The sequence below is a fragment of the Paracoccus actinidiae genome, assembly GCF_030863885.1.
In the GTDB taxonomy this organism is placed as follows: Bacteria; Pseudomonadota; Alphaproteobacteria; order Rhodobacterales; family Rhodobacteraceae; genus Paracoccus; species Paracoccus everestensis.
Genome location: NZ_CP132956.1, coordinates 3,459,195 through 3,481,976, shown reverse-complemented (window position 1 = coordinate 3,481,976; position 22,782 = coordinate 3,459,195). Strand labels below are relative to the sequence as shown.

24 protein-coding genes are annotated in these 22,782 nt (G+C 63.0%); 12 read left to right on the top strand and 12 right to left on the bottom strand.

What is annotated here, in order from left to right:
* The first annotated feature begins 139 nt into the window (after window positions 1-139).
* From Q5701_RS17425 to Q5701_RS17415, 3 genes are all read left to right on the top strand, one after another.
* Window positions 140-868, top strand: coding sequence for a phosphatase PAP2 family protein (locus Q5701_RS17425; RefSeq protein WP_306752251.1), 729 nt, complete (start codon window positions 140-142; stop codon window positions 866-868).
* A gap of 75 nt (window positions 869-943) precedes the next feature.
* Window positions 944-1,384, top strand: coding sequence for an IS66 family transposase (locus Q5701_RS17420; RefSeq protein WP_306752250.1), 441 nt, complete (start codon window positions 944-946; stop codon window positions 1,382-1,384).
* A 484-nt stretch (window positions 1,385-1,868) separates the two neighbouring features.
* The gene (locus Q5701_RS17415) at window positions 1,869-2,753 is read left to right on the top strand and encodes a recombinase family protein (protein WP_306752249.1); all 885 of its coding nucleotides are present in this window, start codon (window positions 1,869-1,871) and stop codon (window positions 2,751-2,753) included.
* 330 nt (window positions 2,754-3,083) lie between these two features.
* Here the strand turns inward: Q5701_RS17415 and Q5701_RS17410 are convergent, their stop codons facing one another.
* Both Q5701_RS17410 and Q5701_RS17405 read right to left on the bottom strand, forming a co-directional pair.
* Window positions 3,084-4,187 (bottom strand): ParB/RepB/Spo0J family partition protein, encoded by a 1,104-nt coding sequence (locus Q5701_RS17410; RefSeq protein ID WP_306752248.1) that lies wholly within the window; start codon window positions 4,185-4,187, stop codon window positions 3,084-3,086.
* Window positions 4,184-5,488, bottom strand: a complete 1,305-nt coding sequence (locus Q5701_RS17405; RefSeq protein ID WP_306752247.1) for an AAA family ATPase — start codon at window positions 5,486-5,488, stop codon at window positions 4,184-4,186. Before Q5701_RS17405 ends, Q5701_RS17410 begins: the two co-directional genes overlap by 4 nt.
* A 433-nt stretch (window positions 5,489-5,921) precedes the next feature.
* On the opposite strand from Q5701_RS17405, the gene Q5701_RS17400 reads away from it, so the two are divergent.
* Window positions 5,922-6,602, top strand: coding sequence for a DnaA N-terminal domain-containing protein (locus Q5701_RS17400; RefSeq protein ID WP_306752246.1), 681 nt, complete (start codon window positions 5,922-5,924; stop codon window positions 6,600-6,602).
* A gap of 109 nt (window positions 6,603-6,711) precedes the next feature.
* Here the strand turns inward: Q5701_RS17400 and Q5701_RS17395 are convergent, their stop codons facing one another.
* The 4 genes from Q5701_RS17395 to Q5701_RS17380 all read right to left on the bottom strand — a co-directional run bounded on the left by Q5701_RS17395 (window position 6,712) and on the right by Q5701_RS17380 (window position 11,052).
* Window positions 6,712-7,374: an alpha/beta hydrolase gene (locus Q5701_RS17395; protein WP_306752245.1), complete on the bottom strand. Its 663-nt coding sequence runs from the start codon at window positions 7,372-7,374 to the stop codon at window positions 6,712-6,714.
* Window positions 7,375-7,706: 332 nt separating this feature from the next.
* Window positions 7,707-8,582 (bottom strand): CpsD/CapB family tyrosine-protein kinase, encoded by an 876-nt coding sequence (locus Q5701_RS17390; RefSeq protein WP_306752244.1) that lies wholly within the window; start codon window positions 8,580-8,582, stop codon window positions 7,707-7,709.
* A 23-nt stretch (window positions 8,583-8,605) separates the two neighbouring features.
* Window positions 8,606-10,126: a GumC family protein gene (locus Q5701_RS17385; RefSeq protein WP_306752243.1), complete on the bottom strand. Its 1,521-nt coding sequence runs from the start codon at window positions 10,124-10,126 to the stop codon at window positions 8,606-8,608.
* On the bottom strand, window positions 10,123-11,052 hold the full coding sequence (locus Q5701_RS17380; RefSeq protein WP_306752242.1) for an ExeA family protein: 930 nt from the start codon (window positions 11,050-11,052) through the stop codon (window positions 10,123-10,125). The genes Q5701_RS17385 and Q5701_RS17380 overlap by 4 nt, the downstream gene beginning before the upstream one ends.
* 443 nt (window positions 11,053-11,495) lie before the next feature.
* Here Q5701_RS17380 and Q5701_RS17375 point away from each other — a divergent pair, with 443 nt between their 5' ends.
* The 4 genes from Q5701_RS17375 (at window position 11,496) to Q5701_RS17360 (ending at window position 16,913) form a co-directional block, all read left to right on the top strand.
* Window positions 11,496-12,167 carry a sugar transferase gene (locus Q5701_RS17375; protein ID WP_306752241.1) on the top strand — a complete coding sequence of 224 codons (672 nt, stop codon included), beginning with the start codon at window positions 11,496-11,498 and terminating at the stop codon, window positions 12,165-12,167.
* A gap of 70 nt (window positions 12,168-12,237) precedes the next feature.
* A complete protein-coding gene (locus tag Q5701_RS17370) occupies window positions 12,238-14,793 on the top strand; it encodes a tetratricopeptide repeat protein (protein WP_306752240.1) in 2,556 nt (851 codons plus the stop codon).
* Between the two features lie 171 nt (window positions 14,794-14,964).
* The gene (locus Q5701_RS17365; protein ID WP_306752239.1) at window positions 14,965-15,576 is read left to right on the top strand and encodes a polysaccharide biosynthesis/export family protein; all 612 of its coding nucleotides are present in this window, start codon (window positions 14,965-14,967) and stop codon (window positions 15,574-15,576) included.
* A 5-nt stretch (window positions 15,577-15,581) separates the two neighbouring features.
* A complete protein-coding gene (locus Q5701_RS17360; protein WP_306752238.1) occupies window positions 15,582-16,913 on the top strand; it encodes a TonB-dependent receptor in 1,332 nt (443 codons plus the stop codon).
* 4 nt (window positions 16,914-16,917) lie between these two features.
* Here Q5701_RS17360 and Q5701_RS17355 read toward each other — a convergent pair whose 3' ends face one another.
* The 4 genes from Q5701_RS17355 to Q5701_RS17340 form a co-directional block, all read right to left on the bottom strand.
* Entirely contained in the window at window positions 16,918-17,322 is a 405-nt protein-coding gene (locus tag Q5701_RS17355; protein WP_306752237.1) for a type II toxin-antitoxin system VapC family toxin, read from the bottom strand.
* Complete coding sequence (locus Q5701_RS17350) at window positions 17,323-17,568, bottom strand: type II toxin-antitoxin system Phd/YefM family antitoxin (protein ID WP_306752236.1); 246 nt, start codon at window positions 17,566-17,568, stop codon at window positions 17,323-17,325. It lies immediately after the preceding gene.
* A gap of 54 nt (window positions 17,569-17,622) precedes the next feature.
* The gene (locus tag Q5701_RS17345) at window positions 17,623-17,790 is read right to left on the bottom strand and encodes a hypothetical protein (protein ID WP_306752235.1); all 168 of its coding nucleotides are present in this window, start codon (window positions 17,788-17,790) and stop codon (window positions 17,623-17,625) included.
* 277 nt (window positions 17,791-18,067) lie between these two features.
* On the bottom strand, window positions 18,068-18,298 hold the full coding sequence (locus Q5701_RS17340; RefSeq protein WP_306752234.1) for a hypothetical protein: 231 nt from the start codon (window positions 18,296-18,298) through the stop codon (window positions 18,068-18,070).
* A 420-nt stretch (window positions 18,299-18,718) separates the two neighbouring features.
* On the opposite strand from Q5701_RS17340, the gene Q5701_RS17335 reads away from it, so the two are divergent.
* The 4 genes from Q5701_RS17335 (at window position 18,719) to Q5701_RS17320 (ending at window position 21,622) form a co-directional block, all read left to right on the top strand.
* Complete coding sequence (locus Q5701_RS17335) at window positions 18,719-18,952, top strand: hypothetical protein (RefSeq protein WP_306752233.1); 234 nt, start codon at window positions 18,719-18,721, stop codon at window positions 18,950-18,952.
* Window positions 18,953-19,086: 134 nt separating this feature from the next.
* On the top strand, window positions 19,087-20,148 hold the full coding sequence (locus tag Q5701_RS17330) for a methionine ABC transporter ATP-binding protein (protein WP_306752232.1): 1,062 nt from the start codon (window positions 19,087-19,089) through the stop codon (window positions 20,146-20,148).
* Window positions 20,138-20,812, top strand: coding sequence for a methionine ABC transporter permease (locus Q5701_RS17325; RefSeq protein WP_306752231.1), 675 nt, complete (start codon window positions 20,138-20,140; stop codon window positions 20,810-20,812). Before Q5701_RS17330 ends, Q5701_RS17325 begins: the two co-directional genes overlap by 11 nt.
* Window positions 20,813-20,845: 33 nt before the next feature.
* A complete protein-coding gene (locus tag Q5701_RS17320; RefSeq protein ID WP_306752230.1) occupies window positions 20,846-21,622 on the top strand; it encodes a MetQ/NlpA family ABC transporter substrate-binding protein in 777 nt (258 codons plus the stop codon).
* A gap of 483 nt (window positions 21,623-22,105) precedes the next feature.
* Here the strand turns inward: Q5701_RS17320 and Q5701_RS17315 are convergent, their stop codons facing one another.
* Together Q5701_RS17315 and Q5701_RS17310 are read right to left on the bottom strand one after the other, a co-directional pair.
* The gene (locus Q5701_RS17315) at window positions 22,106-22,513 is read right to left on the bottom strand and encodes a type II toxin-antitoxin system VapC family toxin (protein ID WP_306752229.1); all 408 of its coding nucleotides are present in this window, start codon (window positions 22,511-22,513) and stop codon (window positions 22,106-22,108) included.
* The gene (locus Q5701_RS17310) at window positions 22,510-22,770 is read right to left on the bottom strand and encodes an antitoxin (RefSeq protein ID WP_306752228.1); all 261 of its coding nucleotides are present in this window, start codon (window positions 22,768-22,770) and stop codon (window positions 22,510-22,512) included. The genes Q5701_RS17315 and Q5701_RS17310 overlap by 4 nt, the downstream gene beginning before the upstream one ends.
* Window positions 22,771-22,782 lie beyond the last annotated feature (12 nt).

Genomic DNA, 22,782 nt, shown 5'->3' with positions numbered 1-22,782 from the left:
GCCGGCAGGGTTCATTTGCGGTCAACTGGCCGCCTGAATTCCACCAACGACGCGCACCGTACATATCCTGTCCCACGGTTTGCGAAAGAGCCCTGAGGAAGTGGTCGGAACTCCCAAGACGAGCGCTTGTTGTGCTTCGATGCATGTCCGCTTTGAAGCCTCCATCCGTTGGGTGCGGCGCAACGTCGAATTCAGCACGCTCTTCATCATCGCGCTCGCCGTGGCGGGCTTCTGGGCATTTGCCGAGCTGGCGGACGAGGTGATCGGGGGGAGCACGCGCAAACTCGATGAAGACCTGCTGCTCCTGCTCAGGACCAAAGGCGATCTTGACGATCCGATAGGTCCCGCTTGGGCCGAGGAGTTGATGCGCGATTTGACTGCGATGGGTGGCGTCGCTGTTCTGACCCTGACAATGGTCGCGGTGGCCGGCTTTTTTCTTCTCCAGCGGAATTACGCGTCGACGGTCTATCTGCTTGCATCCGTAGGTGGCGGTCTTGTGCTTTCAGGTGCGGCTAAGGAGTTCTTCGACCGCCCGCGACCCGATCTCGTTTCCCATGGTTCGCTGGTCCACACCGCAAGTTTTCCTTCGGGACACTCGATGATGGCCGCGGTCGCCTATCTCTCGTTGGGGGTTCTGGTCGCACGAGCTCTGCCGCAGAGACGGCTCAAGGTGTATGTGCTGACGCTCGCCGTAGTCGCAACCATTCTCGTTGGGTTGAGCCGGGTCTACTTGGGTGTGCATTGGCCTACGGATGTTCTCGCCGGATGGCTTGTTGGCGTGGCCTGGGCTTCTGCTTGCATGGCGGGTGCGCGCTACCTCGCGCGGCGAGGCACCGTTGAGCCGGAGGCTTCCGATGACACGACATGAAGACTCGGTAGTGGGCTTTACAAAACCCGGCAGCGTCCAGGTCTCGAATGATATTCAGGGAGTGTCCTGAACTTTGTGTATCTGGCCCGGTCCGTTCGACGCCGGGGCCCGTACACTCGAAGCAAAAGCCATCCGAGATTGACAGGCCGTCCTCGCTCAACGCTTCGGGGACATCTTCGGGCAACGCACTTGGTTCACAAGGAGCTGAGTCAGGTGCTCGCTCGCTCACACAGGCGAAAGCACAAACTGCTGAAGGTGCTGGAGCGGCCCGAGATCCCGCTCCACACCAATGCTTCCGAAAACGACCTGCGCGCTTGCGTGACCAAGCGCCGGAGCTCGGGCGGCACGATGAGCGCAGATGGCCGCCAGGCCCGCGATGTCATGCTCGGGTTGATGAAGACTTGCCGAAAGCTTGGCATCTCCTTCTTTGCCTATCTGGGTGATCGGCTCGGTGTCAAAGGGCTTACTGGCTGTATCCCGTTTCTTCCGGAGCTCGTCGCCGTTCGGCCTGCCTGAACCGAGTTGCCCGGAAATCTGCCCCTGTTACCCCGACCTGCGTAAGTGGGGCAAATTCCAGGGCAGTGTGCCTCAGACACATTGCTCGGCAACTGTTTCAGATAGCAGGGGCTAGAACCAGCCTATCGTCTGTAGACCAGCTGCCCCGCAATCTGCCCCAGTTACCGACCTGCTGTCCTCCTGACGACCCAGGATGCAGATGAAATTATCTTCACACCCGCCGACACGGGCTGTAATGCGGTTTACTGCGGCAACATCTGGGACAGTACTGCTGGGTGGGAAGGAGTTCCCAACCTGGAACAGCAACGTGCGAGAGGAGTCAGAGGTCGGAGGTCTACAGACATCCGCAGCGCGAGCAAAAGCTGCATCCTCGCCTACCCCGACTTGGAGGAGACCTGTTTCGTAAAGGCATTCAAACGGCCGTTTCCTCCCGCGTGACGACAGTGTATGCTGCTCCTTCTGGCCCCAGGACGGACCCTTTTCCATGGCACTCATCGGCTATGCCCGCGTCTCGACGGGCGAACAAACCCTTGACCCGCAGCGCGACGAGTTGCGCGAGGCGGGCTGTGCCGCCATTCACGAGGAACACGCCTCGGGCGCCGACCGCGCCCGCCCGGCCCTGGCGCGCCTGCTGGCCGCGATCCGGCCCGGCGACACGCTGGTGGTGGTGCGCCTGGACCGGCTGGCGCGCTCGTTGTCGCACCTGCTGGAGGTGATCGAGCGGCTGAAGGCGCGGGGCGCGCATTTCCGGTCCCTGGGCGATCCCGTGGACACGACCACGCCACAGGGGACGTTTTCGCTGCAGGTGATGGGGGCGGTGGCGGAACTGGAACGCGCGCTGATCCGCGAGCGCACAAAGGCGGGCCTGCGATCGGCCCGCGCCCAAGGCCGGGTGGGCGGCAACCCGGGCCTGCGGGCGGGCGACCGCGACGCGATCCGCAAGCTGCGCGCGGCCCGCGACGAAAGCTATTTCCGCAAGCTGGAGGCGGGCGCCGAACAGTGGCTGCCCTTGCTGCGCCGCCACCGCCCGGCCATGGCCTGGGACGACCTGGCGCGCCTGGTCAAGGCCCGCACCGGCCAGGACTGGTCGGTCGAGCGGTTGAAGCGCGCCGCCAAACGCTATGTCCGCGATGGCTTGCTGCCGGCCACGGTCCTGGAGCGCGCGCCGCGCCGCGATCCGGGCGACCGCCTGATGGCGATCGTCGCGGGAATGCGCCACGCCGATCCCGACCTGACCCTGGCAGGCATCGCCAAGCGCCTGGAGCAGATGCACGAACGCACCCCGCGCGGGAATGCCAAATGGTACCCCTCGACCGTCCGGATGCTGCTGCAACAGGCAGAGAAACGAGGAATGGGCGGGGTAATTTAACTTAGCGGAATTATGCTTTGGGTTGGTCCGCACGGTTGTTGGTAGGCGGACGATAGCCGCGAACCGCGCCGTAAGCCCCACATAAAGGTTGGGCACGTTGTCTCGCAATGACGGCAGAGGGGTGGCTGACCTGCCGTCCCATCCTGCCCCGCCACCATCGCCCCACCACGCTGCGGCGCCTATGATGAAAACAACTTCGGTTCCTGGTTAAAGCTTCACCCTGGTCGACCTGCGGCATCGTGACTTGGCCGCTGGTAACGATGCGCACAGACGACGCCTTTTGTGATACCTTTTGTAATATTACCCAGCTGACGAACGGATCGTCATGCCTCAGCCGATCTGGTCCAGTAGTGCCGCCACGGCAGCCTCCAGCTTGCGGCGGTCGACGGTTGAGAAATCGCGCGGCAGGCGGATTTCCAACCGACCATTGGCGGCGACGCATTTCGCCTGACCTTGCGGACGAGAAATCTGGAAGGTGGTCTTAGCCCGGCCCGCGGGCAGCACCGGGACTGCAGCCTTCACAGGATCAGGTGTCTCATCTGAGGGATCGCCGCCCTGCCCCGCAAAGCGGCGCAAGACATCCAACTCGTCCTTGATGGAACGGGTGTCCCAATCCTTGAACTCGGCCGCGATGGCTGCTGGAAGGCCCGGCATCTCGGCCAGGCGTTGAGACAAGGCAAGGCCCAAGGCTCGCGGCATCTCCTGGGGATAAAGCAGCACCCCGCCCAAGGATTGGACCACGGGGATAAAATTTCGGATATAGCTGCGCTTCTGATAGCCTGCCGATTTGAACAGCACGGCCACGGCTCTGTCCGGGTCATGTTCCGCAGTATGGGGATCCATTGCGTAATGCAGGGCAAGCTGCGCCATTTCCGCAAACGAAATGTCCTTGCGGATCATGTTTTCATCAACCATGCGGCGGTATAGCTGTTCAAGCGCATCGCCTCGCGCAGCTATTCCGGCAGGAATCACGCCCCAGGTTTCCGCGTCGCCGGTTTCCTCCAGCAGCTTGCGAAAGGCTGTCAGGCGGCGCCAGCCCTGGATCAGTTCGTATCTGCCGTCCCTGCCCGGTTCGACCCGGATTGGGTTCGACAATCCGATGTCGCGAATGGATTGCACCAGTTCGGCCAGTTCGAAATCAGCCGCAGGTGCCCGGTCGCGGATCAGCTTGTGAGTGTCGATGAGGCCGAGCGGGATCAGATCGACAATCAGGCCCGCCCGTTTCAGCCGTACGTGTTCCTGAGCAAGGGCATCATTTTCGGCGCGAATGTCAGCTTCCAGGCGGGCGCGATCACGAGTCGATTCAGCGGTTTCCGAAATAGCCGTGGCCATGGGTCCGCGGCGCTGCACCTTGGCATCATCCCTCCCTGCGGGGAAGGCTTCGGGTTCGTCGGCAGGAACCTCGATCTCGAACATGCGGCGTTTTCGGCTCATCCCTTGTCCTCCAGCTTGTCCCAGGCGGTCAGAACATGGGACCGGAATTCCTCATATGCCTGATCGAAGGTGGCGCGGGCGCGCCGCCAGGTGCCTCGAGTCATTTCGCGATAGTCGATTTCGTACACCGAGCTGAGAAAACGCCCAGACTGTTCAACCGCCCGGGTTAGTTCGATCGGGTGCTGGGCCATGCGGTCACCGAAAACCTGACGGAATGCCCCCAGCATGGCCTGGTGCAGTTCATTGGCGGGTTCATAGCGGGTCATCAGGAAGCGGATATCGACAAAGGCCTTGGGCAAGGCGATCTTCCCCGTGGGGAAGTTTTCAAAGCCATGGGACAAATCCTCCAGCGCCTCGGAAAGTTGGCCGATGAAGCTGGTGGTCGAATCGTATTCCCAATAGCCAGGCCCGGAAGGAATATAGAGCATATCGGCTGCAAACACAGCGTTCATCGATTGATAACCGATAGCCGGCGGGCAGTCGAACAGGATCAAGTCGTAGGCGTCGTCGGAAAGCGCGTCCAGAAAGCGCGATACGGCACTGAAGAAGGTCCATTCCGGGTTCAGGTGCCGGTACTGGGCACTTGCAAATTCAACAAAGGCCGCGTTGGCGCAACTGGGCACAATGTCGATGGTGGGCCAGGCAGTCGGCTTGATGAAGTCGCCCGGGCGCAGCGATCCCAACCCCATGGACCGGATGGAAGATGGCAGCTTTCGCTGGGGCAGGATGGTGCCACTTTCCGCGCCCGCAGCGGCGCTGTTCATGCGGTCGGTTTCCCGCTCCAAGTCTCGGGCCATGATGCCCCAGACAGTGTGATCCTCGCCCACGTCATTGAGGCCCATGGAGTGGGACAATGTAGCCTGGGGATCGAAATCGACCAGAAGCACACGATATCCGTCCAGTGCCGCAGCATGGGCGAAATGCAGGGCCACGGTGGACTTGCCCGCGCCACCCTTGAAATTCGCGACCGCTGCGCGGAAGGCACGTCGGTTTGCAGGGCGCGGCGGCATCAAGGATTTCTTTCCTACGCGGACACGTCGGCGAAGTTCGTTTATCTCCTCAAGGGAAAACCACCGCTGGCGGCCGTCTTCCTCGACTTCCCCAAGGGGAAGGTTCGGATCGGCGGCAAGCTTGCCCCGGAAGGTGGACTGGTTCATGCGGAAGATCAGTTCCGACACCTCCCACGAGGAAAACCGACGCAAGGTTTTTTCATTGTCTGGACTAAAGGTCTGCCGCCGGATCCATCCTTGCATCTTCAAGGACTGGGATTGCAGACGGGCAAGGTCTTGGTGGGTGTACATCTTGGGCCTGTTGCAAGGACGCTGTTTGCAGCTTTTTTCGCTTTTACGCCGAATTTGCGTTTATAGCAAAAGCCAAGTTTGGTTGCTGCGAAGATTGGCCGAAGTCCATGTGCGTTGAACGAATCGGGGTTAAAGGTTTTGATGCAAGCTCTTGGGAAAGGCTCTGTCATTAGGGGACGCAAACGAAATCTTCCGAGCAGATTAGGGGACATTCTTGCGCCAATGGGGGACGCCTTGGATGTCCCTCTATACCAGTGATACCCATTTTTTTTGCCTGAAAGCGAATGGTATCCCGCCCATGGCCAGAATCGCTTGACAGAATCGTCAACCGGAACGCAAATACAGAAGCGGTGGCGAAAAGCGTCTTGAAACGGGTTCCTTCCAGTGGAACCGCTACGGCAAGGGGCAGCTTTGAGTAGGGCGGGACGCGGGAATGGGGAATATCCGCGCCGTTGGCCGAGAGGCTGCGGCAAAGAAATACGACATCCTGTCGGCGATGATGGCCTATGCCCTGGCGGGCGAGGGGGCGGATCAGCGCCTTGTGCTGCGACTGATGGCATTGATCACCACCCGCTACAACTGGCAAGGCAACGAGCTGGCCGTCGGGCAGCGGGAAATCGCGCGGTTGTGGTGCGTCGATGAGCGCACCGTCAAGCGCGACATGGCGCGGCTGCGTGCCAACGGCTGGATCATCGTCAAGCGGCAGGGCGCGCGGGGCAGGGTATCCGTGCTGGGCCTGGATCTGAACCGCATCTTGCTGGATACCCGGCCTGCCTGGCCCAATATCGGCCCCGATTACGTCATGAGGATGAGCGGCGGGGAAGCTCCGCCCGCGCCTGTCACCACTGTGGTTCCCTTCCGCCGTCTCGAGGTCCTCCCCGCCGAAGGGCTGTGGAAGGCCGCCCGCGCGCGACTGGCAGCCGAGGATCCGGCGCTGTTCGAGGCTTGGTTCGCGGGGCTTGCCGATGGCGGCATCGACGGGGATTGCCTGACCCTGATCGCGCCCAGCCGCTTTCATGCTACTTATTTGCGCATGCATCTGATCGACCGGCTGCGCGTTGCCGCCGGCCGGGCGGACAGACGCATCCTTCGAGTGCGGATCGAGGCCGGGTAGGGGCGTGATAGGTGGTTAGCCCGCTGACAGGAATGGCAGCGGTTACACTGAGTGGTCCGATCATCCAAGGCAGCCGAGTGCTGATAGCTTCCTTACCCTCCGGCACCGTTCAGCGTGCGGTGTCGGTCAGGCGGCGGCGGACATAGCCCTGCACCAGGTCGATCATCGGCTTCATGTGGATTTCATCGTCGCGGAAGAAGTGGTCTGCGCCCTCGATTTCCTCGTGGGTGATGGTGATCCCCTTCTGCTCGCGCAGCTTGCTGACCAGCGTATGTGTGTCCTTGGGCGGGGCCACGCGGTCGGCGGTGCCGTTCACGATCAGCCCGGACGACGGGCAAGGCGCAAGGAAGCTGAAATCATACATGTTGGCGGGGGGCGCCACGCTGATGAAGCCGGTGATTTCCGGGCGGCGCATCAGCAACTGCATCCCGATCCAGGCACCGAAGCTGAAGCCCGCGACCCAGCAATGCTTGCTGTTGGGATTCATCGCCTGCAGGTAATCCAGGGCCGATGCCGCATCCGACAATTCGCCGATCCCCTGGTCGAACTCGCCCTGGCTGCGCCCCACCCCGCGAAAGTTGAAGCGCATCACGGTGAAGCCCAGCTTGTGGAATGCGTAATGGAGGTTATAGACGACACGGTTGTTCATCGTCCCGCCATATTGCGGGTGCGGGTGCAGGACGATGGCAAGGGGGGCGTCGGGCTTGCCCGGTTGCGGGTGATAGCGGCCCTCGAGCCGGCCTTCGGGACCGGGAAAAATCAACTCTGGCATCGTCTTCCTTCGACATGACGGTGGTTTCTTGACGCATCTGCGTGGCGTCCTCAGACCGCTCTCTGAAATAGCCTGCTGGCATCTTAGTCCGTCGCTTTGCAGTTCTTGCCATGACCCATAAGGCGATCCAAGAGGTCAAGGACAGCAAGGTTGTACTCACATCAGCGCCAGGGACAAAAAACCGGGCGTCAAAGTCCGTTGTGCGATTCAAACCAGAATGGACGAAGCCGTGCCTACCCGCTGTGAAACGACGGCTTCATGAATTGTTCCGGTTAGCCGGTTTCCTTGGCGAATGGTAAGGGCGCGCGCGCAGGTGTTGCGCGCCTTGCCGGTCAGGCCCGGTCAGGCCCTTCGACGGCATCCACCTTTCCCTCGCTGTGGCGGTATGCGTTCAGGGCCACGCCCAGCACGTTGGTGTATTCGCCGACCTCGCGTTCGCAGCTGTCGAAATCGCCATATCGGGTCTGGTCGGCGCGGACCAGGATCAGGGCGCAGTCCACGTGTTGCAGGAAGGCGCGGGCATCGTCGCCGATCAGGATCGAGGGCAGGTCGAAGATCATGATGTCGGGCGCGTAATCCTCCTGGATCCGGGCCAGGGTGTCGCGGGTGGCGTCTGACATCAGCAACCGCGTCGGATCTGTTTCCGGAACCCCGGACAGGGCCAGGGCCAGGTTCGGACCGATCCGCTGGCCGTGACCCTCAAACCCCCGGTCACCGCGCAGCAGCGGCGCGATCGAGGGGGGCTGCGGCAAGCCCAGCTTTTCGGCGACCGAAGGCGCGCGCAGGTCGAAATCGAACAACATCGACCGCAGTTCCGGCTGGCGGCCAAGCGCCAGGGCCAGGTTCACCGCCGCCGTTGTCTTGCCACATTTTGGCAGGGGCGAGGTGATGGCCAGCCGCCGCCAGCCGTTCTGGCGCATTTGGTACAAGATCTTGGTGCGCAGCACGTCAAAAGGCGTCGATTCCAGGGACGCGCTTTGCGCCAGGATGCGCGACCGGACCAAGGTGGCCTGGTCCAATCCGGTTTCCGGCAAAGCCTGCCACAAGGCCTCCCTGTCGGCCCCAAGGGCAGCGGCGACCGGTTGCGCCGCGGGATCGTTCTGCGCGGGAACTGCGGAAGAAGGGGCCGCGGGCGAGGGGATGGGGACGCCGCGTTCGGTTTCGCGCTTCTTGCGGGCGATCTCGATGGCGGCTTGCAGCTTTTCCATGAACCGGTCTTGTCCTTCGCGTCTCAGCCCAGGCCCAGCTGGGTGACGATCTTCTGCGCCAGGATATCCAGCGGCATGTATTGGGTATGGATCGCCCACAGCCCCAGGGGAATGACAATCATTACCGCCAGGATCGCGGACAGCCGAACGGCCTGGCGCCGGCGCCGTTCGGCCCGGCCTTCGATATAAGGGATGACGGCCAGGGGGGTGATCTGGAAGCGCGACCGCAATTCGGCGGGGCGGCGGATGGTGTTGTTCAAAAGCTCCATCAGCACAAAGAACCCGCCCGCCAGACCCAGGCCCAGGCCGATCCCGGCCAGGGCGATCTTCTGGCGGTTCGGACCCGACGGCTTGCCGGGCACGCTTGCGGCCTCGATCACGGTGATGCGCTGCCCTTGGGCCGAGGTTTCGATCCGTTCCACCTGCCGGGCCTGTTCAAAGCTGGCCACGGCAGCGTTGTAGCGGGCCTGGATGTTCAGCTGGTCGCGCTCCAGGGCGCCAAGCGCAATGGCATTGGCAGCTGTCGCACTGATCGAATCCGCCAGGTTTTCCAGTTCCTGATTGGCTTGCGTGCGTTCGTTTTCCAGCATGGTCACGCGGCTGTCGAGCTGGGATAGGTTCACGTCCAACAGCGAATTGCCGGTATTGCCGTCATCTGCCGGGACGGCCTGCGCCTCGGCCGCGCGTTCGGCACTGGCGATGCGGCTGCGCAGGGCGCGCACGCGGGGGCTGTCTTCGGCATAGACGCCCAGAACGCTGTTCAATTCGGCGCGCAGGGCTGCAAGCTGCTGTTGTTCGGGGGTTTGGGGGGCGGCATTGGCTGGCACATTGCCGGTTTGTTCGAACAGCCGCACCATCTCAGCCCGTTGCGCCTTCAGCATGGCCAGGTCGCTTTCCATCCGGGCCACGCGTTCCTGCAGCAGCGACTGGCGGTCCTGGCGGTATTGCAGGTTTTCCGGCAGGGAGGCGGCGTTTTCGCGCTTGAATGCCAGGATACGGGCATTCTGGCCGTCCAGATCCTGGCTCAGCCGCTCGACCTCCTGCTGGAAGAAGGCCAGCCGGTTTTCGGCCAAGCCCACACGGTTGCGGGTGTTGGTGCCCAGGATCAGGGTGGTGTATTCGTTAACCACCGCTGCTGCGATGCGCGGGTTCTGGGATGTGAAGCTGACCAGCATCGTCGCCGCCGCGTCCCGCCCGCCGGACCGGCGGATGCTGGTATTGGCGCGCATCAGGTCCAGCTTTTCGTCCACCGTCAGGGTGCTGCCCTCGCCAAAGACGTTCAGCTTGTTGGCCACGTCGATCAGGTTGGCGCGGGTCAGCAGCTGTTGTTCGATCACCTGCAGCATTTCCTCGCCGGAGTCTGTGGTGGTGTCGCGGCTGTCCAGGATACGGGGGTTTTCGACCAGCAGCCTGGCTGAAGTGGAATAGGTGGATGGCGCGCGGATCGCCCAGACCGCGCCAAAGGCCGAACAGATGATGATCAGCGCCAGCATCACCGGCAGGCGCCGCATCAGAAGAGACCAGTAAAATCGCAGGTCGATCATGTTGCGTCCCGCTTGACCTCTTGTTCATGGGCCAGGACCAGCCTTGCAGGGCGGTCAGGCAGGGTGGGGCCGGGTAAGGCTGGTTCGGGCAGGGTGGGTTCGGGGGCGGCGGTCAGGATCAGCCCGTCGCGGATCAGTTCGTCGACAATATCGGCTCCTAGCACATGACGGTCGGCCGCCGCGCCGTAAACCAGGGCCAAGTCGGCAATCTTGTTGATCATCCGCGGCACGCCGCGTGCTTCGGCATGGATGCGCGCCATTGCGGCATTGTCGATTTCCAGCCCCGTGCCGCCCGCCTTTTGCAGCCGGTGACGCATATAGGCCAGCGAGGTTTCCGTGTCGAAGCTGCCCAGGTGAAAGGTCGCGCTGACCCGTTGGGCGAACTGGCGCAGTTCGGGCCGAGTGATGATGTCGCGCAGTTCCGGCTGGCCCAGCAGGATCAGCTGCAGCAATTCGTCCGTGCCCGAATTGATGTTGGTCAGCATCCGCAGTTCTTCCAGCGTGTCGGCGCCCAGATTCTGCGCCTCGTCGAAGATCAGCACAACCAGCCGGCCCGCCGCATATTCGGCCAGCACGAAATCTTGGAATCCTTGAAACATGTCGACGTAATCGGCCCCCGGCGGAACGGCGATGTCGAAGGCGTTGAGGATCCAGCGAAGCAGGTCGCCCCGGTCGCCGCGCGCGTTGGAAATCAACCCGATGCGCTGACTGCCGTCGGCGCGGCGCAGCAAAGCCTGGATCAGCGTGGTCTTGCCCGCACCCACTTCGCCCGTGACGACGGTCAGGGGCGCGCGGGTCATCATCCCGTATTCTAGGACGGCAAAGGCCTTTCGATGCCGGTCCGACCAGAACAGCATGTCGGGATCCGGCAGGATCGAGAACGGGCGGACCGCAAAGCCGTAATGATCAAGATAAAACTGGCTCAAACGGCGCGCACTCCGAAAACATGAAGGACGATATACCCGCCCCGGAAAGGATGTGCCAGTCCGACGCCCCGCAACGCCCCGCAACCTGTCCAAAAGAGAGGATGAAAAGATGCTGAGTCGCAACAGCCGGAAGGCCGCAAGATCCTAATTTCTACCTGAGGTTGCATCATCCGTCTATGCTTGCCATGCAAGATAGCGCGGAAATGCCCTGAGGCCCGGCGATTGTGAAATTTCGATCAAAATTTAACTAATTTTTAATCTAGTCGTTCAGATCCCCGCCGGGCCATGCTAGCCTTGGTCTGTTCCCCGGGAATGGCGCTTTCGCGGTCGGGCCTTTGTTGTATCAGGCCATGCCGGTTTTGGAATTCACGCCGATCAGCCCTGGGGGCGTTTGTTTCATGGTTTTTTCCTCGATGGAGGGAATTTTGACGATCAATACGCCCATGACCGACTTCAAGCCCGACCTTGTCCTGCCGGATGTGGGCCTTCCCGATAATAGCGGAGACCGGGGCCTTTACCGCCGCGGTGTCAAGCGGGTTTTCGAAACCCTGCTGATCCTGCTGGCTTCTCCCGTGGCCTTGCCCCTGATCCTGCTGATGGCGCTTTTGGTGGCTTGCGACGGGAGCAATCCCTTCTTCGTGCAAAAGCGCATTGGCCGGAACGGCCGGGTGTTCCGCATCTGGAAGCTGCGCTCCATGGTGGTGGATGCCGAACACCGTCTGCAGGCGCATCTGGACGAGGATCCCGAGGCCCGTCACCAATGGGACAGCACCCAGAAGCTGAAGCGGGATCCCCGCGTCACCCGGATCGGTCGGATCCTGCGCAAGACCTCGATGGACGAACTGCCGCAGCTCCTGAACGTGCTGAACGGCACTATGTCACTGGTCGGCCCGCGGCCGATGATGGTGAACCAGCGCCACCTTTATTACGGACGGTCCTATTACCGCCTGCGGCCGGGGATCACCGGCTTGTGGCAGATCTCGGCGCGCAACCAGTCGGAATTCGTGGCGCGGGTACGCTATGACGAAGAATATCACCGCGATCTCTCCGCTTGGCTTGACCTGAGGATTTTGGTGCGCACAGTGATGGTCGTTCTGCGCGGCACCGGATACTAAGGTCGCGTGTTCCCCGCAGCGGCCGTCAGAACGTCGCCCGCCGCGCCCAAGCCGCGAGACCGCACAGATTATGATTGCCGACGTTTCTTCCAGCCCCTTTCCCGCCCGCCGGGGTATCCGTTTCCTTTTGTCCACCACCCTGATCCTGGGGCTTGGCCTGTCGCTTGCAGGCTGCAAGACATCCGCCGAAAAGGCTGATGAGTATTACCAGTCCGGCCTGCAATTGCTGGAACAAGGCGACACAGACCGCGCCATTGTGCAGTTCCGCAATGTTTTCGACATCGAGGGCACCCATTACGAGGCCCGCAAGACCCTGGCCGAAACCCTGCGCGCCAAGGGCGACACAGCCCAGGCCTATAGCCAGTATCTGCGCCTGGCTGAACAATATCCCGACGACCTATCCACCCGGATCGCCTTGGCGCGGATGGCCTTTGATGCCCAGCAAGTTGACGAATTCCTCCGCCACACCACCCGCGCGGCCGAGATTGCGCCTCAGGACGGGGATGTGCAGGCCCTGGATCTGGCCCGCCGCTTTCGCGACGCCAGCCTGGAACAGGATGACGGGGCCCGGAAGACCTTGGGCGAGGAAGCGGCCCGCATGGCCGTCACGCGTCCCGACGATCCCCTGCTGCTGGGAATGCTGCTGGATCTGGCCGCCAAGGCCCGCGATCTGGACGAAGCCGACCGGTTGACCACGCGCCTGCTGGAATTGCAGCCCGACAACCGGCAGCGGTACACGCAGCGGCTGGCGCTTTTGATCGAACGCGGGGACAGCCCCGCCATCGAAGCGCATCTGCGCGACACCATTGCCAAATTTCCCAACGACAGCCAGGCCAAGGGTGATCTGGTCCGGTTCTTCATGTCCGAAAACCAGCCCGACAAAGCCGAGGATTTCCTGCGCGAACTGGCTGATGCGGCACCCGCCGACCAGCCCGGGCCGCGTGCCGATCTGATCGGCTTTCTTGAAATGCAGCGCGGCACCGACGCCGCGCGGACCGAACTCGACCGTATGCTGGCCGAGGGCGCCGATCCCCTGCTGTTCCGCACCCTGCGCGCGGGCTTCGATTTCCGCGACGGCAAGCGCGACGAGGCCATTGCCGAGATCCGCGCCGTCCTGGGCAGCGTGACGGAACCAAACGACACCAGCCGGAACGTGCAGATCCAGCTTGCCCGGATGCTCGTGGAAACCGGCGACGAGGCCGGCGCCCACCAGCAGGTGTCCGAGGTTCTGGCCCAGAACGCCAGCCATCCCGGCGCCCTGAAGCTGCAAGCCGCGTGGAACATTCGGGAAGACAAGGTTGACGATGCGGTCCTGGCGCTGCGTTCGGTCCTGGACCAGACCCCCCAGGACGTCGAAGCGATGAGCTTGATGGCCGATGCCTATGACCGCGCGGGCGAGCCGGATCTGGCGCGCGATTACCTGTCGCAGGCGGCGGCGGCATCTAACAACGCGCCGGTCGAGACCCTGCGCCTGGCCGCCCGTCTGATGTCCGAGGACCGCTGGCGCCCGGCCGAGGATGCGATCCTGCCCGCCCTTCGCCAGTCTCCCGACAACCTGGATCTGCTGTCGGCGCTTGGCCAGACCTACTTGGCCATGCCCGACCTGCCGCGCGCCGAGGGCGTGATCACCCGCCTGCGCGAGATCGGCACGCCTGCTGCCGTCGCCGCCGCAGACGGGCTGGATCTGAACCGGCTTGCCAGCCAGGAGGGCCAAGTTGCCGCACTTGGCTATCTGGAACAACAGGCCAATGCCGCCGATGCCGACATCGGCGCAAAGCTGAGCCTGATCCGTGCCCAGCTTGCCGCAGGCCAGATTCCATCTGCGTTGAAACTGGCACAAGACATGGTCGCGGCGGAACCCGAAAGCCGTCCCGCCCGGATCGCCTTGGCCATGACGCAGGCAGCGAATGGTGACCTGCCCGCCGCGCGCGAGATCTTTGCCACGCTGATCGGGGAACAGCCCGACGACCTGCCGCCCCATCTGGCCCTGATCCGCCTTGCCACGCAGCAGGGCGACCTGGACGAGGCCTTGGCCTTGACCGAACAAGGCCTGGCGGCCATTCCCGACAACCCGGATCTGCTATGGACCAAGGCTGGCCTGGTCGAGCGCAAGGGCGACATCGACGGCGCCATCGCCATCTATGACCAGCTTTATGCGCGCGATTCATCCTCGGTCATCGTGGCCAACAACCTGGCCAGCCTGCTGGCGACCTGGAAATCTGACGACCCGGCAGCGGTGGCGCGCGCATCCGCCGTGGCACGGCGCCTGAAGGATACCGACGTGCCCGCCTTTATGGACACCTATGGCTGGATCCAGCACCTGAACGGCGACAGCCAGGCCGCGCTGCCCTATCTGGAAGGGGCGGCGGCGGGGCTTGCCGACGATCCGATCGTGCAGCTGCACCTGGGCATCGTCCAAGCCGCCTTGGGCGAGGACGATACCGCGAAGGCCCAGCTGGAAAAAGGGCTTGGGATGCTGCCCGAAGGCCAGGAAGGCCAGTCGATCGCCACCGCGCGCGAAGCTCTGGCCCGTCTGAACGCCCCGGCCCCGACCACGGCCGGCGAAACACCGGCACCGTCAGGGGGTCCGACACCGGCCCCGGCACCGGACCCGACGGTGAACTGACCTTCCTGGCAGGTTGAAGGCCAGAAAGGGTTCTGTGATCCTGGGGTGACAGGGAATGATTTTTTCTCTCTCTTAATCCCATGTCCATGGCATTGTGATAACCAGTAATCCCGGATGGGCTGGAGGCCGAAAGGCACGGCCCGGACGGGGAACAGTTTAAAGGACTGACCCATGACGATCCTGCTGCGTTTCATGCTGGCCGCGCTTCTGGCGCTGCCGCTGGCTTTTTCCCAGGGCGCCCAAGCCCAGGAATACCGCATCCAGTCCGGCGACCGCCTGGCGATCGAGGTGCTGGAAGATGCATCGCTGAACCGCACCGTGACGGTCCTGCCGGGCGGGACCATCGACTTTCCCTATGCGGGCAGCATTCGAGTCGCGGGCCAGTCGCCCACGGCGGTCGGCAGCGCCATCAGCCAGTCGCTGGCGGGCGTCCTGGCCTCCCCGCCGACGGTCTTCGTGACCGCCACCCCCTTGATCGAGCCAATCCTGCCCACCGCCCCTGTCGAGGAGGAGGTGGTCAATATTTATATCATGGGCGAGGCAAGCGCGCCGGGGGCTAAAGCAGTGCTGCCCGGCACCACCTTTCTGCAAGCCTTATCGCAGGCCGGCGGCATGACGCCCTTTGCCGCGACCAAGCGCATCCAGTTGCGCCGCGCGGCGACGCCGGGGCAGGTGATCACCGTGAACTATGCCGCGATCATGCGCGGGGCGGGGATGAACCTTGATCCCGTGCTGGCCGAAGGCGACGTGATCATCGTCCCCGAACGCGGTTTGTTCGAGTGACGAAGATGCGAACCAGGGCAAGGTTTGGCGGCACGGCGGGCTTGGCGGGTCTTCTGGCCCTGCTCCCGTTTGCTGGCGCTGCCCAAGAAACCGATCCTTCCGCCCCCGAGGCGCGGTTGACCATTGGCCAGCAGATCGCAGTCGAGGACGGCAACCTGATCGGCATCACGCCGGTGGACGTGATCCTGCGCACCGGCACCCGCGTCCAGACGCTGCAATTTTCGCTTTCTGCGCCCTTTCGCCTGAACGACCCCGAAGAAGACAAGACCTTTGCCCTGGGCGATCCGCAGGCTCGACTGCTGTTCCGGCGCGGCGCCCGCAATTCCGCCATCGAGGCGGAACTGGGTTATCGCGAAAACGACTTGGACGAAGAAATCCTGTTCGACGACATCAGCAACGAATTCGTCACCCTGGACCAGGGCCGCGTGGCGCAGACGGATGCCCGGCTGACCTATGTCTTTGGCCGCGAAGCCAAGCTGGGCGGCGAATTCGGCCTGTTCTGGCTGAAACGCGATTACAGCGGCACCGCCGATCCCGACCTGGACGACAACCAGACGCTCAGCGGCAACATCGCCTTCTACCTGGAACCGACGCCCCTGATCCGCGCCCGCATCCTGGCCGAGGCCAGCCGCACCGACGGAGAGATCGACGACAGCCGGACCAACCGCTATGGCGCGGGCGCATCCTTGCAGGTGGACAAGCTGACCAACCTGGATGTGGAACTGGCCCGGACGCAGATCCGTCGCGACGACGACGGAGCGCGCGAGGAAGCCGAAGGCCCGTCCCTGCGCCTGAACCTGACCCGGTCGCGGCCCCTGGGGGATTGGTCGTTGTTCTTCGGATCCGAACCGGGCACCGAGGGACGGCGCGCGGATTTCAACATCGGCCGGACGCTGCAATTGCGCGGCTATGACCTGTCGGGCCAGATCGGCGTGACGCATTTCCAGGACAATTACGACCCGGTCTTCCAGATCGCCTATCGTCAGCAGATCACGCGCCTGTCGGAAATCCAGGCATCCTTGCGGCGCGCGGGCGCCACCGACGACGACGGAGACGAGGCGCTGAACACCGAGGTCACGGCCAATTACAGCCGCCAGCTTTCCGATGTGTCCAGCATTGCCGCCAATATCCGCTATCGCGAAAGCGAGGTTCAGTCGGGCGACAGCGAGGATGCGCGGACGGTATCCTTTGGGATTGATTACAACCGCGCGCTTCCCAACGATTTTTCCCTGGTCGCCGGCGCCAGCGTCATCCGCAGCAAGGACAGCAGCGGCATCCGCGACGACGAGGAACGGGTTTACGTGGGCGTGAACCGCAGCTTCAGCTTCATGCCCTGATCCTTCAGGCAAACGGATCCCGGATCCGGCAGCCGGTGGGGCGGAAATCGGCGGCATTGCCGGTGACAACCGTTGCATCATGGACAAGCGCAGTCGCCGCGATCTGCAGATCGGCCCCATCATGCCCGATCCGCGCGGACAAGGCCCCCCAGACGCGCGCCTCGGCCGCGCCAAAGGGCAACAGGCGATCCTGGAACAGGGCCTGGGTGCGATTGACCCAGGCGCGCAGGTCGGCGGCAAAGCCCGGATTGCGGCTTTCCTGGCGGATGATGCCGCGCTCGATCTCGCCCAGGGTGATGACCGACAGGAACAGGCTGTCGTCAGGCTGGGAGGCCAGAAAGGCCACGACGCGCGGACTGCGATCCGGCCGACGCAGGGCCGAGATCACGTTCGTGTCCAGGATCAGCATTCAGAAATCGACATCGCGCGGGCGCGCCTGCGGGCGTGCCTCATCCTCCAGCCCTGGAAAATCCAGCAGATGGTGCAGGAAACTGCCGCGCTGATCCTGGCCTGCCTGGCGCATCCGGTCGTATTCGGCGGCCGATAGCACCACCACGGCCAGCTTGCCCCGGCGGGTCACCTGCTGAGGGTGCCCGGCCAAGGCCGCATCGACCACAGCGGAAAAGCGGTTCTTGGCATCCTGAAGGGTCCACATCGTATTACCTGTCCAGCTATCTGGCTAGATAAGCCCAGAAAGATAGAATTGCAATCAGATGATCCCTAGGTTTCCGGTTGCCACTGCCCTGGCAAAGACGATCAGGTTTGCCGCGGCATAGGCGGCGATGGCATCCGCGATCCGGCCGCTGCGGCGAACCAGAAAGGAGAAGGCCGGTCCTGCGACGAAAGCTTCGGCCCAACGGTCGTGCAGAGCGACCAACAATGCGGCCGTGACCCGCATTGCCAGTACGCTGCGATACAGGGAGGAAAGCGCGTTGGGACTCGCGCCAGGCAGTCGGGATTCTAGGGAGTCGCAGAAGAGAAAATCCTCCACCAGAAGAACCAGGGGCCACGGTTACGATGCCGCCAAGGACGAACGACAGCGCCGCCATTCCCCGGTCAGCGCGCCGTGGGGCCGTGTCGGATGACGCCACGGAATCACCACCCATATCAGGTCGACGCCCACATCCGCGCCCAATCCAGCGGGAAAGGATCCGTCAGATGATGCCCCGCAGTGCCGGCCAGACCAAGGCCATGGCAGCAGCAAGCCGGATCACCAGGACCGGATAGAGCATTGCCGGGTTTTCGCTGATCGCCGGGGCCAGGACAGCGGTCAGCATGAAGACCGCAAAGGACAGGATGAGGGCCGCCACCGGGTCGCGGCGCAGGAGCGGCAAGGGGCCCCAAGGCGGGGCGGGGCGGGCGCGCCGTTGATCCAGCTTGCCCACCGCGCGACCGTGATAATGCCAAGCGCTACGGTGGTGAACATCACCCAGCCCGCATGGCTGTGAGATCCGCCCACGGCCAGTTCGGGCTACCCCTTGATCCCCAGGATCAGCAGAAGGGTGGGATATTCAGGCACGCATTGGCCGCGATCCTAAAGGATACACCAGAAGCGCGCAGGGAAAGCGCAGGTCGGGCGGAACACCTACAAGGGTTTTTGTGATCAGGAAGCGATTTTAACGAACCATCAATAAATGGCTGCAATCTTAGGGAACTGCTCGCATCAAGGTTATAATCATAGGTTGACGATTCTAAAAATTTTTCTACCATGAGATGAATTCCTGCTTGTCAGAAAAGATCAACGCGCCTTTGCCGATGGCCCCATACCTGCAAGGCGCAAGCCGCCCTTTCCGTCCGGCGGCGCCATGATCGTCTTAGCGCTGATGCTGATCCTGGCCGGATCCTTTGCGGGCGCGATCGTCCTGTGGCTTTGGGAGGCGTCGTTCTGGGGGATTGCTTTGGGTTATGTGGCGGGGGGCTGGGTAGGGCTGCTTGTCGGTATGCCGATGGTGATGCTGGTCCGGTTTCTTTTGAAGCCGCGCCGAAAAGGGCGGCCCTTGCCTACGGGCATGAAGCGCCAGCATTCCCAAGGTCGGTGACGGGCCCCCAAGAGATGTTTCGCAGGCGCGCATGATCCCGCGCCTGCGGTCGCCGATTCACCGCCCCACCTTGCGTCCCACCCCCGATTGGGGCAACCCGTCCGGGGGCGGACGAACCGGCAAGGACGAAACGGATGACCGGCAGGACAGCCGCAGGCGCGGCAATCAGCCTCGAGGGGGTCGGCAAGGCCTTTGCAGGGCCGGGCGGCAGCCTGATCAGCGCGCTTGACGATGTGACGCTGACCGTCGAATCGGGCGCGATCTGCGGCATCATCGGCCGGTCGGGGGCGGGGAAATCGACGCTTTTGCGGATGGTGAACGGGCTGGAACGCCCGACCGCCGGCACCGTCACCGTGGCGGGACATGACGTGGGCCGGGCGCAAGGCGGCGCCCTGCGCGCGATCCGGCGCGAGGTCGGGATGATCTTTCAGCATTTTAACCTGCTGGCTTCGCGCACGGTGTCGGGCAATATCGCCCTGCCGCTGGAAATCGCCGGCACGCCGCCCGCGCAAATCCGCGCGCGTGTCGCGGATCTGATCGCCCGCGTCGGGCTGGATGGGTTGGCCGGACGCTATCCGGCGGAACTCTCGGGCGGGCAGAAGCAGCGGGTGGGCATCGCCCGGGCGCTTGCCACAAGCCCCAAGGTGCTCTTGTCCGACGAGGCAACAAGCGCGCTTGATCCCGAGACCACGCAGACGGTGCTGCGGCTGCTGGCCGACATCAACCGCGACTTGGGGCTGACGATCCTGCTGATCACCCATGAAATGGCCGTGGTGCGCGACATCGCCAGCCACATGGCGGTGATCGAAGGGGGCCGGATCGTGGAATCCGGCCCGACCTACGACATCTTCACAAGGCCTACCCATCCGACCACGCGGTCCTTCCTGGGCGGCGTGACCGGGCTAACGCTGCCCGCCTTCATCGCCGGGCGGCTGCTCGAGAACCGCCCCGACGGCCCGTCCGAGGAGGTGATCCGCGTGACCTTCGCCGGAAACCACGCCACCGACCCGATGCTGTCCAGGCTTGCCGTCGAAAAGGGCATCGCCTCCAACATCCTAGCCGGCGCGATCGAGGAGGTCGGGCCCCATCCCTTCGGCAACCTGCTGATTTCCGTCGATGCAGCGCGGGGCGCCGAAGCACGGGCCTATCTGGAACAACACGGGCTTCTGACCGAAGTGCTGGGCCATGTCCGCTAACCTGATCTGGCTTCTTTGGGAAGCGACGCTGCAAACGCTCTACATGGTTGCGGCATCCACCGTGCTGGGCATGGTCTTCGGCCTGCCGCTGGGGGTGTTCCTGGCGACCTCGCAGCGGGGCGAACTGCTGTCGGCGCCCTGGCTGAACAAGATGCTGGGCCTGGTGGTGAACGCCACGCGGTCCGTGCCCTTCATCATCCTGGTCGTGGCGATCATCCCGCTAACCCGCGCCATCGTCGGCACGTCCATCGGCACCAACGCGGCCATCGTGCCCCTGACCCTTGCCGCGATCCCCTTCATCGCGCGCCTTGTGGAAAACGCCATCCGAGAGGTCGATGCCGGCCTGATCGAGGCCGCCCGCGCCATGGGCGCAACCCCCATGCAGATCATCACAAAGGTCCTGGTCCGAGAGGCCCGGCCCGGCATCGCGCTTGGCCTGACGCTGGCCGTGGTCAGCCTGATCGGCTATTCCGCCATGGTCGGCGCGGTCGGCGGCGAAGGCCTGGGCGATCTGGGCATCCGATACGGATACCAACGCTTCATGCCCGAGGTGATGGCGGCCGTGGTGGTGATCCTGATCGTGCTGGTGCAATTGGTCCAGTCGCTGGGCGAATGGATCGCCGCCCGCTTCGACAAGCGCGCGCCCCGCAACCGGGGCCGCTGAGATTTTCTTCGCAGACAAGAAAGGAATCATCCGATGCTGCGTCTTGTTACCCTGACTTCCGCCCTGGCACTGTCCGCTGCGGCCGCGATGGCCGAAGACATCAAGGTCGGCGTCTCGCCCGGCGAACATGCCGAGATCATGGAAGAGGTCGCCAAGGTGGCCCAGCCCATGGGCCTCAATATCGAGGTGGTCGAGTTTTCCGACTACGTGATCCCGAACACCGCGCTTGCCGACGGCGACATCCAGGCCAACAGCTTCCAGCACCGCCCCTATCTGGAAAACCAGATCAAGGACCGCGGCTTCGACCTGGTCGAGATCGGCACCACCATCACCACGCCGATGGGCATCTATTCCGACAAGCTGGAAAGCCTCGACGCCCTGCCAGAAGGCGCCAAGATCGGTCTCCCCAACGACCCGACCAATGGCGGCCGCGCGCTCTTGATCCTGCAGGATCTGGGCCTGCTGACCCTGGCCGAGGGCACGGGCCTGGTACCCACCCCCCTGGACATCACCGAGAACCCCAAGGATCTGCAGTTCCTGGAACTGGACGCGGCGCAACTGCCCCGGTCGCTGGCCGACACGGATGCCTCGGTCATCAACACCAACTATGCGCTTGCGGCGGGGCTGAACCCCAATTCCGACACCATTGCGATGGAAAAGGCCGACAGCCCCTATGTGAACATCATCGTGGTGCGCAAGGGCGACGAAGGCCAGCCTTGGGCGAAAAAGCTGGTCGAGGCCTATCACAGCGCCAAGGTGAAGGCCTTCATCGACGAGAAATACGAAGGATCCGTGCTGACAAGCTGGTAAGTCCGAAGGGTCGCATCTGCGGCCCTTCTATTCTTATGAACTGTGTAAATTGGCAGAGATCGGTATCATATCAGCGCGGCTCTGTTGATGGCCTCCGCCAACTTCAAGCCGCTGCCTGATTACGCGTCACCAACTTTTGCCCATATCCTTGGCCAGCAGCGCAGTCTCCTGAGGCTCGGCCTCCCACACCCGACCGCAACGAAGTGGTGCAGTTGGTCATAGCCAACATCACCCACTCTCATCGTCAGGGGCTACATGCTTTTGCGTTCGCCCGGGACCGATCAGCCTCGCCACATCAATCGGACAGATCCGCCGACGCGCCGGATGCGACAAGACCGACATAAACGGCTCAAGCCAACGTTCGAGATCTGTCCGCCAACGTCCTTCCAGTGTCATCGGCGCTGACCCTTCTATCCCATGCCGGTAGCAGAATGCGTGTCAGTCACAGTCGTTCCCGACAGACTGCCAAAGTAGTGCCAGGTCTCAGTCGATGGTCCAGTCTTCATGCATCAAGCCGGTGACGCGCCGGAACTCGCCCATGTTGTTTGTTACCAGCGTCAGACCCCGTGCTTTGGCTTGACCCGCAATCACCACATCATAAGGCCCTATGGGAGTGCCTTGCCGGGCAAGTTCTGCCCGAATTTCACCGGCGACGCGTGCATCCTCGGGGTCGATGTCCAAGATCGGGAGATCAGCGAAAAGCAATCGCAAGGTTTCCAGGTTGAAGGCGACCTTCTGGCTGCGGTAGGCGCCATACCAAAGCTCATGTGCCACGATTGCTGAAATGGCGAGCGTACCTCGTTCGGACGCCTCTATGCGCGCAAGCAGCTTGGGGGATCGGTGACCGACCAGAGCAATCACTGCATTCGTGTCGAGCAGGTATTGGATCATGTAAAAAGGTGGTCAAGCTCCGGACGCTGCTGCGCTGCGGGCTGCTGCCGGCCGCATGCCAGGAAATCTTTGCTAAAGCCACGATCGATCGCCGCGCGCAATGAGGCCCAAGGCTGGTCTTCCGAGGGCTTTGGACGCAAAATCAGCGCATCCCCCTCACGCGAAATTTCGACCTCGCTCACGTCAAGGCGAAAGTCCCGGGGCAGCCGGACAGCTTGAGAATTGCCGGAACGGAACACCTTGGCGATGTGAGGCATGATGCAATTCCT